The organism is Bradyrhizobium sp. TM233 (genome assembly GCF_036247965.1).
GTDB classification, from domain to species: domain Bacteria; phylum Pseudomonadota; class Alphaproteobacteria; order Rhizobiales; family Xanthobacteraceae; genus Bradyrhizobium; species Bradyrhizobium ottawaense.
Window position 1 is genome coordinate 174,179 of sequence record NZ_BTIG01000013.1, and the last position, 14,985, is coordinate 189,163.

16 protein-coding genes are annotated in these 14,985 nt (G+C 65.0%); 14 read left to right on the forward strand and 2 right to left on the reverse strand.

Going from position 1 to position 14,985, the window contains the following annotated elements; genetic code table 11:
- Window positions 1–151: 151 nt before the first annotated feature.
- From aroA to AABA86_RS24855, 14 genes are all read left to right on the forward strand, one after another.
- Window positions 152–1,489 carry a 3-phosphoshikimate 1-carboxyvinyltransferase gene (gene aroA / locus AABA86_RS24790; RefSeq protein WP_338308753.1) on the forward strand — a complete coding sequence of 446 codons (1,338 nt, stop codon included), beginning with the start codon at window positions 152–154 and terminating at the stop codon, window positions 1,487–1,489.
- 10 nt (window positions 1,490–1,499) lie between these two features.
- Window positions 1,500–2,105, forward strand: coding sequence for a hypothetical protein (locus tag AABA86_RS24795; RefSeq protein ID WP_212243425.1), 606 nt, complete (start codon window positions 1,500–1,502; stop codon window positions 2,103–2,105).
- A 43-nt stretch (window positions 2,106–2,148) separates the two neighbouring features.
- Window positions 2,149–2,490, forward strand: coding sequence for a hypothetical protein (locus AABA86_RS24800; RefSeq protein WP_338308754.1), 342 nt, complete (start codon window positions 2,149–2,151; stop codon window positions 2,488–2,490).
- A gap of 5 nt (window positions 2,491–2,495) precedes the next feature.
- Window positions 2,496–3,134, forward strand: a complete 639-nt coding sequence (gene cmk, locus AABA86_RS24805) for a (d)CMP kinase (RefSeq protein ID WP_028139472.1) — start codon at window positions 2,496–2,498, stop codon at window positions 3,132–3,134.
- Between the two features lie 267 nt (window positions 3,135–3,401).
- On the forward strand, window positions 3,402–5,108 hold the full coding sequence (gene rpsA / locus AABA86_RS24810; protein ID WP_028139473.1) for a 30S ribosomal protein S1: 1,707 nt from the start codon (window positions 3,402–3,404) through the stop codon (window positions 5,106–5,108).
- A gap of 350 nt (window positions 5,109–5,458) precedes the next feature.
- Window positions 5,459–6,439, forward strand: coding sequence for a signal peptide peptidase SppA (gene sppA, locus AABA86_RS24815; protein WP_091962325.1), 981 nt, complete (start codon window positions 5,459–5,461; stop codon window positions 6,437–6,439).
- Window positions 6,440–6,610: 171 nt separating this feature from the next.
- Window positions 6,611–6,916: an integration host factor subunit beta gene (locus AABA86_RS24820; protein ID WP_007598410.1), complete on the forward strand. Its 306-nt coding sequence runs from the start codon at window positions 6,611–6,613 to the stop codon at window positions 6,914–6,916.
- Window positions 6,917–6,990: 74 nt separating this feature from the next.
- On the forward strand, window positions 6,991–7,383 hold the full coding sequence (locus tag AABA86_RS24825; RefSeq protein ID WP_212243428.1) for a DUF1049 domain-containing protein: 393 nt from the start codon (window positions 6,991–6,993) through the stop codon (window positions 7,381–7,383).
- Window positions 7,384–7,448: 65 nt separating this feature from the next.
- Window positions 7,449–8,120 (forward strand): phosphoribosylanthranilate isomerase, encoded by a 672-nt coding sequence (locus AABA86_RS24830; protein WP_338308755.1) that lies wholly within the window; start codon window positions 7,449–7,451, stop codon window positions 8,118–8,120.
- Window positions 8,117–9,331 carry a tryptophan synthase subunit beta gene (gene trpB / locus AABA86_RS24835; RefSeq protein WP_212243429.1) on the forward strand — a complete coding sequence of 405 codons (1,215 nt, stop codon included), beginning with the start codon at window positions 8,117–8,119 and terminating at the stop codon, window positions 9,329–9,331. The genes AABA86_RS24830 and trpB overlap by 4 nt, the downstream gene beginning before the upstream one ends.
- The gene (gene trpA, locus AABA86_RS24840; RefSeq protein WP_338308756.1) at window positions 9,328–10,164 is read left to right on the forward strand and encodes a tryptophan synthase subunit alpha; all 837 of its coding nucleotides are present in this window, start codon (window positions 9,328–9,330) and stop codon (window positions 10,162–10,164) included. Before trpB ends, trpA begins: the two co-directional genes overlap by 4 nt.
- A gap of 119 nt (window positions 10,165–10,283) precedes the next feature.
- The gene (gene accD / locus AABA86_RS24845; protein ID WP_338308757.1) at window positions 10,284–11,225 is read left to right on the forward strand and encodes an acetyl-CoA carboxylase, carboxyltransferase subunit beta; all 942 of its coding nucleotides are present in this window, start codon (window positions 10,284–10,286) and stop codon (window positions 11,223–11,225) included.
- Window positions 11,222–12,565, forward strand: a complete 1,344-nt coding sequence (locus tag AABA86_RS24850; RefSeq protein ID WP_338308758.1) for a bifunctional folylpolyglutamate synthase/dihydrofolate synthase — start codon at window positions 11,222–11,224, stop codon at window positions 12,563–12,565. Before accD ends, AABA86_RS24850 begins: the two co-directional genes overlap by 4 nt.
- 124 nt (window positions 12,566–12,689) lie before the next feature.
- Entirely contained in the window at window positions 12,690–13,430 is a 741-nt protein-coding gene (locus AABA86_RS24855; protein WP_338308759.1) for a metallophosphoesterase family protein, read from the forward strand.
- Between the two features lie 61 nt (window positions 13,431–13,491).
- On the opposite strand, the gene AABA86_RS24860 is transcribed toward AABA86_RS24855, so the two are convergent.
- Both AABA86_RS24860 and trxA read right to left on the reverse strand, forming a co-directional pair.
- Window positions 13,492–14,499: an ATP-dependent DNA ligase gene (locus tag AABA86_RS24860; protein WP_338308774.1), complete on the reverse strand. Its 1,008-nt coding sequence runs from the start codon at window positions 14,497–14,499 to the stop codon at window positions 13,492–13,494.
- A 147-nt stretch (window positions 14,500–14,646) separates the two neighbouring features.
- Window positions 14,647–14,967, reverse strand: a complete 321-nt coding sequence (gene trxA, locus AABA86_RS24865; RefSeq protein ID WP_007598398.1) for a thioredoxin — start codon at window positions 14,965–14,967, stop codon at window positions 14,647–14,649.
- Between the last annotated feature and the right edge of the window lie 18 nt (window positions 14,968–14,985).

A 14,985-nucleotide genomic window follows, 5' to 3' on the forward strand; every position in this document is an offset into this window, starting at 1 on the left:
CCTGGGAATGTCTGAAAAGCGGTGTTTCACTTGGCTAGTTGGCGGCCCGCTGTCAATAGCGCATTACGGGAGAACGACATGCCCGTGACGAGGCGCGGACCATGTGGTACCTGCGCCCAGCCCCCTCGAGGGCGCATCCAAGGACACAATCGTGACCCATTCCGACCAAACGAGGCCGCTCCAGGCTCGCGCCAGCGGGGCCCTGACCGGGAAAGTACGGGTGCCCGGGGACAAGTCGATCTCCCACCGTGCCCTCATCCTGGGCGCGCTCGCGGTCGGCGAGACCAGGATTTCAGGCCTGCTGGAAGGCGAAGACGTCCTCAACACCGCCAAATCGATGCAGGCGCTGGGCGCCACCGTGGAGCGGACCGGCGATTTTGCCTGGAAGGTGCAGGGTGTGGGCGTCGCGGGCTTCGCCCAGCCCAAGGGAGCGCTGGATTTCGGGAACTCCGGCACCGGCTGCCGGCTGGTGATGGGCGCCGTCGCCGGCTGCCCGATCTCGGCGGTTTTCGACGGCGACGCCTCGCTGCGCAGCCGCCCGATGCGCCGGATCCTCGATCCCTTGGAAAAGATGGGCGCCAAGGTCATTTCGGGCAGTGAGGGTGGCCGTCTGCCCCTGACCCTTCAGGGCGCGCGCGACCCGCTGCCGATCACCTACAAGACTCCGGTCGCCTCGGCCCAGATCAAATCGGCGGTGCTGCTGGCGGGCCTCGCCGCGCCCGGCACCACGACGGTCATCGAGACCGAGGCCAGCCGCGACCACACCGAATTGATGCTGAAGCATTTTGGCGCCGACATCACCTTGGCACAGGAGGGCGTGCACGGCCGCCGTATCACGCTCAAAGGCCAGCCCGAGCTGCACGGCGCCAATGTGGTGGTGCCGGCCGATCCGTCGTCGGCGGCTTTCCCGGTGGTCGCGGCGCTGATCGTCGAGGGCTCCGATGTCGTCCTGTCCGACGTCATGACCAATCCGCTGCGCACCGGCCTGTTCACCACGCTGCGCGAAATGGGCGCATCGATCGAGGAGAGCGAGATCCGCGGTGACGCTGGCGAGCCGATGGCGAAACTGCGCGTGCGCGCCTCGAAGCTGCGCGGCGTCGTGGTGCCGCCGGAGCGCGCGCCCTCGATGATCGATGAATATCTCGTGCTGGCGGTGGCAGCCGCTTTCGCCGAGGGCACGACGATCATGCGCGGCCTGCAGGAACTGCGCGTCAAGGAATCCGACCGTCTGGAGGCCACGGCCGCCATGCTCCGCGTCAACGGTGTGAAGGTCGAGGTCTCCGGCGATGACCTGATCGTCGAAGGCCGCGGTCACGTCCCCGGCGGCGGCACTGTCGCAACCCACATGGACCATCGTATCGCGATGTCCGCCCTGGCGATGGGCTGCGCTTCCGACCAGCCGGTGACCGTCGACGACACCGCCTTCATCGCCACCAGTTTCCCGGACTTCATTCCGATGATGCGTTCGCTAGGGGCCGAGTTTTCATGAGGCCGCGGCCATGAGCGAAGCCCTCGACCGCGAGGCCTTGCTGGACGCTTTCGATTCGATCGGCCGCGCTGCGGCCGACGCCGGAACCAAGCTTCAGATCGCGGTCTATGGTGGCTCCGCCCTCATGCTCGCCAGTAATTTCCGCTTTGCGACGGAAGATGTCGACGTCTCGAAGCTCGAGCATCCGCTGCCAGATTGGCTGAAGAGGATAACAGCCGAAATTGCCGCGCGGAATGGATGGGACGCCGACTGGTTCAACGATCAGGTCGTATTTCATCTCAGCCCGCTGGCTGATCGCGCCGCGGATCACCTCGAATTCGGCACTTTCCCACGTGACGGCACATCACCAGGGCTTGAGGTTTCCGTGCCCTCCGCTGCATATCTTCTGGCATTGAAATTGAAGGCGTTCCGTATCACGGATCCCGTTCGCGGGGAGACGGAGCGGCTGGATATTTTGAACTTGATGAAAGTCGTCGGAATCTCGACTGTTGAGGAAGCCATCGCTTTGCTAGGCCGATATTTTCCGGTGAGCGCCGCGTCCTCGGAGAAGCAACGCTTCTTGCTGAAAAACATGGATCTCGGGGGAGGAGCGGATGCGCCCAAATACCCTCGCTGAAGCCGTCGACCGTATTCGCGCCGGCGCGCCGCAGGACGCGACGTTGGCCGAATTCGTAGACACGTTCGATCTGGCCGGGACAAGCCTCGCTCAATACGAGACGATCGAGGACGAGCCGGCGCTGACGCAGAACGAACGGCTCGACGCCCTGGTCGGTGCGATCGCCGAATATCTGGCAAAACAACGTTGTCTTGGCCGGGTGCCGGCCTGGGTCTGCGATCCGGCCCGACGCCTTGCCGAGCCATGGTTCACCGCGTCGTCCCCGTCCGACGCGATGCGCGAATATCTCACTTTTGCGAGCCCGGCCGAGTTCGCGTCTCGCAATATTTTTACCGAAGAGCGGCCATTGCGACGTGCGCGCGGGCCGCAGACAGCCAAGGTTTGAGTGACATGATCATCGCCATCGACGGGCCCGCGGCTTCGGGCAAAGGGACGCTCGGCAAGCGTCTCGCGCACCATTACGGCTACCGTCATCTCGATACCGGCGTGATCTATCGCGCGGTGGCCTATGCCCTGATGCAGTCCGGTCACGATCTCCGGGACGAGGAGGCTGCGGTCGCCGCAGCGCTGGAACTCGATCCCGAAAAGTTCGGCAATCCCGCCCTGAAGACCCAGAAGGCCGGCGAGGGCGCCTCCATCGTCTCGGCGATCCCCAGGGTGCGCGAGGCCCTGGTCAATTTTCAGCGGCAATTCGCCGCCGATCCGCCCGGCGCGGTGCTGGACGGCCGGGACATTGGAACCGTGATCTGCCCGCATGCCGACGTGAAGATCTTCGTCGTCGCCGACCCAAAAGTCCGGGCGCGCCGCCGGACCATGGAGGCCAAGGCGAGGGGCGAGGAGGCCGACGAGGCCGCCGTTCTCGCCGACATCATCCAGCGCGACGAACGTGACAAGAACCGGCCGATTGCCCCCCTGAAACCGGCCGCGGATGCTTACTTGCTAGATAACTCCCAACTGGATATAGAAGGCGGCGTCCGGGCCGCCATCGACATTATCGAGGCCGTCCGAGCGGGCCGGTCGCGGGGTTAAGCCGCCGCCGTCATTGGAGGAAGTGCCCGCTCCCGCTCTTTGAGGTCGATACCTCGGTCCCCTGTTTGGGGCCGACGCGATCCAGGCTCCGGACACAAGATTTCCACGTATCGAACGCGCGGGCCTCAGCCGGCCCGCTTCCGCTGTTCCGCCTTTCAGGCCGGAGCAGCGAGCGGTCGCTCGAAGGTTCTGCGGACCTTCCGACACTGCGCGCGCGATACGCCCATGAACCCAACGGCCGGCACGACATCCGCAACTGGAGAACAAATGGCTTCGACTTCTGCTGATACCTATAGCCCGTCGCGCGACGATTTCGCCGCGATGCTCGACGAGTCCTTCGCAGGTGGCAACCTGCAGGAGAGCTCAGTCGTCAAGGGCAAGGTTGTTGCAATTGAAAAGGACATGGCCGTCATCGACGTCGGCCTGAAGACCGAGGGCCGCGTCGCCCTGCGCGAATTTTCCGGCCCCGGCCGTGACAGCGAACTGAAGGTCGGCGACGAGGTTGAAGTGTTCCTCGATCGCATCGAGAACGCGCTCGGCGAAGCCGTGCTGTCGCGCGACAAGGCGCGCCGCGAAGAGAGCTGGGGCAAGCTCGAGAAGGCGTTCCAGAACAACGAGAAGGTCAACGGCGTCATCTTCAACCAGGTCAAGGGCGGCTTCACCGTCGACCTCGACGGTGCCGTGGCCTTCCTGCCGCGCTCGCAGGTCGACATCCGTCCGATCCGCGACGTTGCGCCGCTGATGAACAACTCGCAGCCGTTCCAGATCCTCAAGATGGATCGCCGCCGCGGCAACATCGTCGTGTCCCGCCGCACGGTTCTCGAAGAGACCCGCGCCGAGCAGCGTCAGGAGCTGGTGCAGAACCTCGAAGAGGGTCAGGTCATCGACGGCGTGGTCAAGAACATCACCGATTACGGTGCGTTCGTTGATCTCGGCGGCATCGACGGCCTGCTGCACGTCACCGACATCGCGTGGCGCCGCGTCAACCACCCGACCGAGGTGCTCTCGATCGGCCAGACCGTGAAGGTCAAGATCATCAAGATCAACCACGAGACGCACCGCATCTCGCTGGGCATGAAGCAGCTGCTCGACGATCCGTGGCAGGGCATCGAAGCCAAGTACCCGCTGGGTGCCCGCTTCACCGGCCGCGTCACCAACATCACCGACTACGGTGCGTTCGTCGAGCTCGAGCCGGGTATCGAAGGCCTGATCCACGTCTCCGAGATGTCGTGGACCAAGAAGAACATGCACCCCGGCAAGATCGTTTCGACCTCGCAGGAAGTCGAAGTGCAGGTGCTGGAAGTCGATTCCGTCAAGCGCCGCATCTCGCTCGGCCTCAAGCAGACCATGCGCAACCCCTGGGAGGTCTTCGTCGAAGGTCACCCGACCGGTTCGACGGTCGAGGGCGAGGTCAAGAACAAGACCGAGTTCGGTCTGTTCCTGGGTCTCGAGGGCGACGTCGACGGCATGGTCCATCTCTCCGACCTCGACTGGAAGCTTCCGGGCGAGCAGGTGATCGACAATTACAAGAAGGGCGACATGGTGAAGGCCGTGGTGCTCGATGTGGACGTCGAGAAGGAGCGCATCTCGCTCGGCATCAAGCAGCTCGAAGGCGACCCCTTCGCCGAGCCGGGCGATGTCAAGAAGGGCGCGGTCGTGACCTGCGAAGTGCTCGAAGTGAAGGAAAGCGGCATCGAGGTGAAGATCACCGGTACCGACTTCTCGACCTTCATCAAGCGCTCCGAGCTCGCCCGTGACCGCAACGACCAGCGCGCCGAACGCTTTGCCGTCGGTGAGAAGGTCGACGCCCGCGTGATCCAGTTCGACAAGAAGGCCCGCAAGGTCCAGGTGTCGATCAAGGCGCTCGAAGTTGCCGAAGAGAAGGAAGCCATCGCGCAGTACGGCTCCTCCGATTCGGGAGCAACGCTCGGCGACATCCTCGGCACCGCGCTCAAGAACCGCGACAGCAAGTAAGCGAACCTTTCGGTTCGCCAGACATCGAAGCCCCGGCGCGAGCCGGGGCTTTTTTGTTGCCGCCTCCACAAACTCCGCTGTCGTCCCGGGGCGCTCAAAGCGCGCGCCCGGGACCCATAACCACAGGATCGAGTTTGGCGAAGACTCGCGGTTGCGAGCTCGCGCGACAACTCTTGCCTGGGGTTATGGATCGCCGCGTTCGCGGGGATGACGACTGAGCTTGTGGCTGCTTGCTGGGCCTCAAGAGGCCTTGTTTTCTTCAAATTGCGCCGCAATTGATGTATCCAGATAAGCCGTTGGTCACGCTGTGAGGGCACAACGCGTCCGGCCTTTCATTTGGAGATACCTAGATGTCGCTCGATTCGGACATCATCGTCGATCGCCGCAGGATCCGCCGCAAGCTGACGTTTTGGCGCGTGGTGGCTGCGCTGATCGCGATTGCGGCGATTGCGGGCTTTGCGCTGGTCGTGACACCGGGGACGCGGGGCACGTTCGCATCCGCCGGCTCGATCGCGCGGGTCCAGATCGAGGGCCTGATCCGCAGCGATTCCGATCGCACGCAGGCGCTGGAGCGGCTGGAGAATTCGCAGGCCGCCGCGGTCATCATTCACATCAACTCGCCGGGCGGCACCACGGCCGGGTCCGAGCAGCTTTACGATTCGCTTGTCCGGCTGAAGGCGAAAAAGCCGCTCGTCGTGGTGGTCGAGGGCTTGGCTGCCTCCGGGGGCTACATCACGGCGATTGCCAGCGACCACATCATCGCCCAGCAGAGCTCGCTGGTCGGGTCGATCGGCGTGCTGTTCCAATATCCCAACGTCAGCGAGCTGCTGAAGACCATCGGCGTCAAGGTCGAGGAGGTGAAGTCGTCGCCGCTGAAGGCCGCGCCCAACGGTTTTGAGCCGACCAGCCCGGAAGCACGGGCCGCCCTCGATGCGCTGGTGAAGGATTCCTATGCCTGGTTCAGGGGATTGGTGAAGGAGCGGCGTGGCATGGATGACACGCAGCTCGAGAAAGTGGCTGATGGCCGCGTCTTCACCGGGCGCCAGGCGATCGATCTCAAGCTGATCGATCAGATCGGCGACGAGAAGACGGCGGTGACCTGGCTGGTCGAGCAGAAGGGCGTCAAGAAGGGGCTCTCCGTGCGCGACTACAAGCTCCAGCCGCGCTTCGGCGATCTGCCATTCCTCAAGACGGCCGCCGCCGTTACGCTGGAAGCGCTCGGTTTGGGCTCGATTGCGCATCAAATCGGGCAAACCGGCGTCGCGCAGGCGGTCGATCGGTTCGGAATGGATGGAATGCTGGCCCTGTGGCAACCGGCCGCCTCAAATTGACGGAACTGGGCGAGCATCTGAGGGTTTTCCCGTTTGACGCGCGTCGGGGCAGCCCGCTTTTTCGGCATTTGTCACGCAATTTCACGACGCTCAACCTTGATTTAGCGTCTTGACAGATCAAGGTATTTTCACGGAAATGGTCATCCGCACGCTTCCGGGTCCTATCTCTCGATGATCAAATCCGAACTTGTTCAGCGTATCGCCGAGCACAACCCGCATCTGTACCAGCGGGATGTCGAGAACATTGTGAATGCGATTCTCGAAGAGATCGTAGCGGCCCTCGCGCGCGGTGACCGCGTCGAGTTGCGCGGCTTCGGTGCCTTCTCGGTCAAGCATCGCCCTGCACGCGCCGGGCGCAATCCACGTACCGGCGCCCATGTGCCCGTCGATCAGAAGAGCGTTCCGTTCTTCAAGACCGGCAAGGAAATGCGCGAGCGGCTGAACCGCGACCATCCGGATCCCGGCGCGCCCGACTGAGGCTGTCGTCGTCGGGGTTTAACCGAACGGCCGCACGATGCGGCCGCAAGCTTGATTCAAGACGAGCGATCGCGATGCGAAAGTTCCTGACCGCGCTGATCGTGATCCCGCTGGGCCTGATCCTGGTGGCCTTCGCCGTTGCCAACCGGCACTTCGTCGCGGTCTCGTTCGATCCGTTCATTGCGAACGACCCGTCATTGTCGGTCACACTGCCGCTGTTCCTGCTCCTGATCCTGGTCGCCGCCCTCGGCGTCTTCGCTGGCGGCTGTGCCGTCTGGTTCGGCCAGCGGCACTGGCGCCGCGCGGCGCGCCGGCACGAGGCGGATTCACGGGCCGCCAGGGGCGAACTGGCCGATTTGCGGGCCCAGGCGGCCGCGGCAAAGCCCGGGTCGCAGCGCCTTCCCGTTCCCTCCGGGGTCGGGCTTTACGGGCCCATCGGGCGAGACAAGCAGCGCGCGACGTTGTAGAAGCGGCCCCGACCGAAAACGCTGTTTTCCGGCCGCACGTTGCGGCCTCCATTTGCTTTGAGACCATGTCCCTGCTCGTCAAAATCTGCGGCCTGTCCACGCGCGAGACGCTTCAAACGGCGCTCGAGACGGGTGCGGATATGGTGGGGTTCGTGTTCTTCCCGCCTTCGCCGCGGCACCTGTCCCTGGAGCTTGGCCGCGATCTCGGCCGGCAGGTGAAGGGGCGCGCGCTCAAGGTCGCCCTCACCGTCGACGCCGACGATGCGACGCTCGACAACATCATGGACGCGCTGTCGCCGGACATTTTCCAGCTGCACGGCAAGGAGAGCGTGGCGCGGCTGCGCGACATCAAGCAGCGGTTCGGCCGGCCGGTGATGAAGGCGGTCCCGGTCGCGACCGCGGCCGATCTCGCCGTGTTGCCCGGCTATGCCGCGATCGCCGACCGCATCCTGTTCGATGCCCGCGCGCCGAAGGACGCGACCCGGCCCGGCGGCCTGGGGGAGCCGTTCGACTGGCACCTTCTCGAAAACCTCGATCTGAAGCTGCCCTACATGGTCTCGGGCGGGCTTCACGCCGACAATCTCGCCGAGGCACTCCGCGTCACCCGCGCCGGCGGCGTCGACGTCTCCTCCGGTGTCGAGAGCGCCCCCGGCGTGAAAGATCCTGAAATGATCAAGGCCTTCATTCGCGCTGCGCGCGCCAGCCAAGAATCCAGCCAAGAGTTGAGTGTTCGATGAACGTCGCCAAACCCAATTCCTATCGCAGCGGTCCCGACGATCGCGGCCATTTCGGCATCTTCGGCGGCCGCTTCGTCGCCGAAACCTTGATGCCGCTGATCCTCGATCTGGAGAAGGCCTACACTGAGGCTAAGGCCGATCCGGCGTTCCAGGCCGAGATGAACGGCTATCTCAAGCACTATGTCGGCCGGCCCTCGCCACTCTATTTCGCCGAGCGTCTCACCGAGCATCTCGGCGGCGCCAAGATCTATTTGAAGCGCGAAGAGCTCAACCACACCGGCTCGCATAAGGTGAACAACGTGCTCGGCCAGATCATGCTGGCGCGGCGCATGGGCAAGAAGCGTATCATCGCCGAGACCGGTGCCGGCCAGCACGGTGTCGCCACCGCGACGCTGTGCGCGCGCTTCGGGCTCGAATGCGTGGTCTACATGGGCGCCGTCGACGTCGAGCGGCAGCAGCCCAACGTGATCCGCATGGAGATGCTGGGCGCCACGGTGATGCCGGTGCAGTCGGGCACGCGCACGCTGAAGGACGCCATGAACGAGGCGCTGCGCGACTGGGTCACCAACGTGCACAACACCTTCTACTGCATCGGCACGGTGGCCGGCCCGCATCCCTATCCGACGCTGGTGCGCGACTTCCAGTCGATCATCGGCAACGAGACCAAGACGCAGATGCAGGAGGTCGAAGGCCGCCTGCCGGATTCGCTGGTCGCCTGCATCGGTGGCGGCTCGAACGCGATGGGCCTGTTTCATCCGTTCCTCGACGATCCCTCCGTCGAAATCTTCGGCGTCGAAGCTGCGGGCCATGGGCTGACGCAGCTGCATGCGGCGTCGATCGCGGGCGGCCGTCCCGGCGTGCTGCACGGCAACCGCACCTATCTCTTGATGGACGCGGACGGCCAGATCCAGGACGCGCATTCGATCTCGGCCGGCCTCGATTATCCCGGCATCGGTCCCGAGCATTCCTGGCTGCACGAGATCGGCCGTGTGAACTATCTCTCCGCGACCGACGACGAGGCGCTCGCCGCGTTTCAGCTGCTGTCGCGCCTCGAAGGCATCATCCCCGCGCTCGAGCCCGCGCACGCCATCGCCAAGGTGATGGAGCTCGCGCCGAAGCGGCCTCGGGATCACCTGATGGTCGTCAACCTCTCCGGCCGCGGCGACAAGGACGTCCCGCAGGTCGGCGACATCCTGAGGGGCAAGAAGTGACCACGCGTATCGACATCCGTTTTGCCGAGCTTGCGAAGCAGGGCCGCTCGGCCTTCGTGACCTTCCTGATGGCCGGCGATCCTGATCCCGCGACCTCGCTCGAGATCATCAAGGCGCTGCCGAAATCAGGCGCCGACGTCATCGAGATCGGCATGCCTTTCACCGATCCGATGGCCGACGGTCCCTCGATCCAGGCCGCCGGGCTGCGTGCGCTCAAGGCCGGCATGACGCTGAAGAAGACGCTGGAGCTGGTGCGCAGCTTCCGCAAGGACGACAATGCGACGCCGATCGTGCTGATGGGCTACTACAATCCGATCTACATCTACGGCGTCGACAAGTTCCTGGTCGATGCCAGGAGCGCCGGTGTCGATGGCCTCATCATCGTCGACCTGCCGCCGGAAGAGGACGACGAGCTCTGCCTGCCCGCGCTGAAGGCCGGCCTCAATTTCATTCGCCTGGCGACGCCGACGACCGACGACAAGCGCCTGCCGGCCGTGCTCGCCAACACCTCGGGCTTCGTCTACTACGTCTCCATCACCGGCATCACCGGTGCTGCGACGGCGGACTCCTCGGCCGTGAGCGAAGCGGTCGCCCGCATCAAGCGGCACACCAAGCTGCCGGTCTGCGTCGGCTTCGGTATCCGCACGCCGGAGACGGCGCGTGCCATTGCCTCCCATGCCAATGGTGCGGTCGTCGGCACCGCGCTGGTCGATGCGCTCAAGAACAGCCTCGACGCCGAGGGACGGGCGACCGGCAAAACCGTTAACGCCGTGGCTGAGCTGACGGCGGCCCTGGCCCAGGGCGTCAAAGGCGCGCGGGCAGCGGCGGAATAGGCCATAATTCCGCTTTTGGGGCGGGCGACACGGCGACACGGCGGCTTGCCGGGCAACGGCCCGGTCGCCATATATCCCTTCAGGCGATCCGCGAGGCGGGTCGCACATCGGAGCAAACCATGAACTGGCTTACCAACGTGGTCCGGCCGAAGATCCGCAACATGCTGCGGCGGGAGACGCCGGAGAATCTGTGGATCAAGTGTCCGGATTCCGGGCAGCTCGTGTTCTACAAGGACGTCGAGGCCAACCAGTTCGTCATCCCCGGCTCGAACTATCACATGCGCATGGGTGCGGTAGCGCGCTTGAAGTCGATCTTCGACAACGAGACATGGTTCGACGTCGCGCTGCCTGACGTCACGCCAGATCCGCTCAAGTTCCGCGACGAGAAGAAATACGTCGACCGCATCAAGGACGCGCGCGCCCGAACCAATCTGAACGACGCGATCAAGGTCGGCTACGGCAAGCTCGAAGGCTCCGCCGTGGTCGTCGCCGTGCAGGATTTCGACTTCATGGGCGGCTCGCTCGGCATGGCCGCAGGCGAAGCCATCGTCCGCGGGCTCGAGCTCGCGGTCGAGAAGAAGTCGCCGTTCATCGTGTTCGCCGCCTCGGGCGGCGCGCGCATGCAGGAAGGCATCCTGTCGCTGATGCAGATGCCGCGCACCACGGTCGCGGTGCAGATGCTGCGCGAGGCCAAGCAACCCTACATCGTCGTGCTGACCAACCCGACCACCGGCGGCGTCACCGCGTCCTATGCGATGCTCGGCGACGTGCAGATCGCCGAACCCGGCGCGCTGATCGGCTTTGCCGGCGCGCGCGTGATCGAGCAGACCATCCGCGAGAAGCTGCCTGAAGGTTTCCAGCGCGCCGAATATCTGAAAGAGCACGGCATGGTCGACATGGTCGTGCATCGCCACGAGCTGCGTCCGACTTTGGCGCGGCTCTGCCGCCTGCTGACCAAGGCGCCGGCGCTGGAGACCGCGTCGAAGCCGATGCAGCCGGTGGTCAGCCCGGCGCAGATCGTATCGGCCGCCGAGACGGCGCCGGCTGCGCCCCACGCGTGAACGCGTCCCCTGACAGCGCGAAGACGCCGCTCGGTGAATTGATCGGGCGGCTGTCGGTCCTGCATCAGAAGCGCATCGATCTCGGGTTGGAGCGGATGCACCGCCTGCTCGAGCGGCTCGGCCGCCCCGAGCTCAAGCTGCCGCCGGTGATCCACATCGCCGGCACCAATGGCAAGGGCTCGACGCTCGCTTATCTGCGCGCGACGCTGGAGGCAGCAGGCCTGCGGGTGCACGCCTACACCTCGCCCTATCTTGTCAGGATCAACGAGTGCTTCCGGCTCGGCCGCGTCGGCGGTGGCGGGCTCGTCGGCGATGACGAGTTGCGTACCGCACTCGAAGAGGTCGAGCGCGTCAATGCCGGTGAGGCCGCGACATTGTTCGAGCTGAAGACGGCGGCCGCCTTCCATCTGTTTGCGCAGAACCCGGCCGACGTGGTGCTGCTCGAAGTCGGCCTCGGCGGCCGGCTCGATTCGACCAACGTGATCGATGCGCCGGCGGCCTGCGTGATCACGCCCGTCAGCATGGACCACATGGATTTCCTCGGGGACACCCTGACGTCGATCGCCGGCGAGAAGGCGGCGATCATCAAGCGCGGCGTGCCCGCGATCTCCGCGGAGCAGGCGGGCGAAGCCATGGCGGTGATCGAGGCGCAGGCCAAGCGCATGCGCGCGCCGCTTTTTGCGGCGAACGAGAGCTGGCACGTCAATGTCGAGCACGGTCGCCTCGTCTATTCCGACGATCGCGGCCTGATGGATCTGGCAGCGCCGCGGCTGTTCGGCCGCCACCAGTTCGATAATGCCGGCCTTGCGATCGCGACGCTGCGCGCGATTCCGAACTTCAAGATCAATCAGGCGGCGTTCGAGGCCGGCATCGTCGGTGCCGAATGGCCGGCGCGGATGCAGCGCATCACCTCCGGCGAGTTGCTCTCGTGGGGACCGCAGGGCTCGGAGATCTGGCTGGATGGTGGGCACAATGCCGAAGGCGGCCGCGTCGCGGCAGCCGCGCTCGGAGATCTCGAAGAGCGGGTGTCGCGACCGCTGGTCGTCATCGCCGGCATGATGGCCAACAAGGATGCGCAGGGCTTTCTCGCCAATTTCGCCGGTCTCACCCGTCACATCATCGCGGTGCCGATCCCCGACACCGAGAACGCGATGCCGGTCGATCGCCTCGCCGACGCCGCTCGCAGCCTCGGCATGCGCGTCGAGACCGTCTCCGGCGTCGAGGCCGCGCTGCGCGCCCTGTCGAAGCTCGCCTACGAGGTGCCGCCGCGCATCCTGATCACCGGCTCGCTGTATCTGGCCGGCCACGTGCTGGCGATCAACGGCACGCCTCCTGCATGATTTCTCTTGTCCCGGACGCGCGGAGCGCGAGCCGGGACCCAGAATGCCGCAACATGGGCCCCGGCTCAGCAGCGCACCACTGCGTGCTGCGCTGCGTCCGGGGCACGAGAGTGGGGATAACAACATGCGTTTCGCCGCGATTGCCGACGTCCACGGAAACTATCTCGCGCTGGAGGCGGTGCTGGCCGACATCCGGGCCCTTGATATCACCGACATCGTCAATCTCGGCGACATGCTGAGCGGCCCGCTCGATGCGCGCCGCACCATCGAGATCCTGATGACGCTCGACGCCGTGCACGTGCTCGGCAATCACGACCGCTATCTGCTCGACCGCCCCCCGGAGAAAATGGGCTCGTGGGATCGCCCCGCCCACGCAGCGCTTAATATCGTGCAACTGGATTGGTTGCGCGCGCAGCCGATGACGCGGGTGTTTCGCGAGCAGGTGTTCCTCTGCCACGCGACGCCCGATAACGACGAGGTCTATTGGCTCGACATAGTGCACCCGGACGGCGCGGTGGCGCTGTCGCCGCTCGACCGCATCGAGCAATTCGCGCTGGGGCTCACGCAATCCCTGATCCTCTGCGCCCACACCCATCTCGCCCGCGCCGTGCGCTTGCGCGACGGCCGGTTGATCGTCAATCCCGGCAGCGTCGGCAGTCCCGGCTTTCGCGACAAGCATCCCTATCCGCATGTCGTCGAGGCCGGCACGCCGCATGCGCGCTACGCGATCCTCGATCTGGTTGATGGTGCCTGGCAGGTGACATTCCGCCACGTCGCGTACGATCACGAGGCGATGGCGGCGCTGGCGCGGCGCAATGGGCAGCCCGAACTGGCGCAGGCGATCGCGACCGGATGGCTCAGGTAAATCCTCTCGTGTCCCGGACGCGGTGCAGCGCTTCGCGCTGCGTCCGGGGCACTAGACCGACTCACTTCAGCAGCTTCATCGGGTCCGCCACCTTCTGCTTCAGCTGCTCGAAGCCGCATTGCCGCGGTGCTTTGTCGGGGCGCCAGCGCAGGATCGAGGTGCCGTGGCGGAAGCGTTCGCCGCTGAAATGGTCGTAGCAGATTTCGATCACCAGTTTTGGCTTGAGCGGACACCATTTCGCCGAGCGCTCGGTGGACCAGCGGCTCGGCCCGCCCGGCGCGTTGCCGGTGAAGCCGGGTTCTGCGATCAGCGCCTCCAACCGGTCGGTCAGCGCGGGCTTCTCCTCTGCCTTGATCGCGGAGCTGAAGCCGACATGATGCAGCAGGCCGCCATCGTCATAGAGCCCGAGCAGCAGCGAGCCGACCACCTTTCGCCCCGCGATCTTGTTGGTGGCGTAGCGGAAGCCGCCGACGACGCAATCGGCGCTGCGGAATTTCTTGATCTTCTGCATGCCGTCGCGATTTCCGGCCTGATAGGGCAGGTCGACGCGCTTGGCGATGACGCCGTCCGAGCCGGCACCGGACTGAGCCAGCCATTTCTTCGCGGTGGCATAGTTCGTTGTCGCCGGTGAGAGCCGGAAGAGACTGGCCTTCAGAATGGCCTTCGCAAAAGCTTCCAGCGCCGGCCGTCGTTCGCTCAGCGGCCGCTCAGCAAGCTGCTCCTGTTTTGCCGCCGCGAGCAGATCGAAGGCGAGATAGAGCGCCGGCGTGTCCTGCGAGAGTTTCGTCACGCGGCTCGCCGCGGGATGAATGCGTTGCAGGAGTGCGTCGAACGAAAAACTCTTGCCGTGCGGCACGACGATCTCACCGTCGAGGGTGAAGCGATCTGCCTTCAGCTTCAATGCGGCGACGACTACTTCCGGGAAATAGCGCGCGAGATCCTCGCCGGATTTTGAGCGCAGATCGACATGACCGCCGTCGCGCGACAGCAGGCAGCGAAAGCCATCCCATTTCGGCTCGTACTGCCACTCCTTGCCGCGCGGAATCTCGTCGACCGACCGCGCCTCCATCGCAACGAGAGAGGAGGTCGATTTTCGCGCGCGCTTTGCGGGAGGGGCGGGCAAGGGCGGGACTCGTCATACGCTGGACACGTCCCATCAACGCAAACCGGCCGGCTTTCGCCGGCCGTTGTCGAAAATAATCTTACGCGCCGCGGATCAGACCGCGGAGGTGATCCACTGCTGCAGCTTCGCCTTCGGCGCCGCGCCGACCTGGCGGGAGGCCATCTCGCCGCCCTTGAAGATCATCAGGGTCGGGATCGACATCACGCCATACTTGGACGCGGTCTTGGGGCTCTCGTCGACGTTGAGCTTCACGATCTTGACCTTGTCGCCCATCGCGCCGGCGATCTCGTCAAGGGCGGGCGCGATCATGCGGCAGGGGCCGCACCACTCAGCCCAGAAATCGACGACCACAGGACCGTTCGCCTTGAGCACTTCGGCTTCGAAATCGGTGTCAGAAACCTTGCCAACGGCCATGGGAGTACCTCGTTCGGT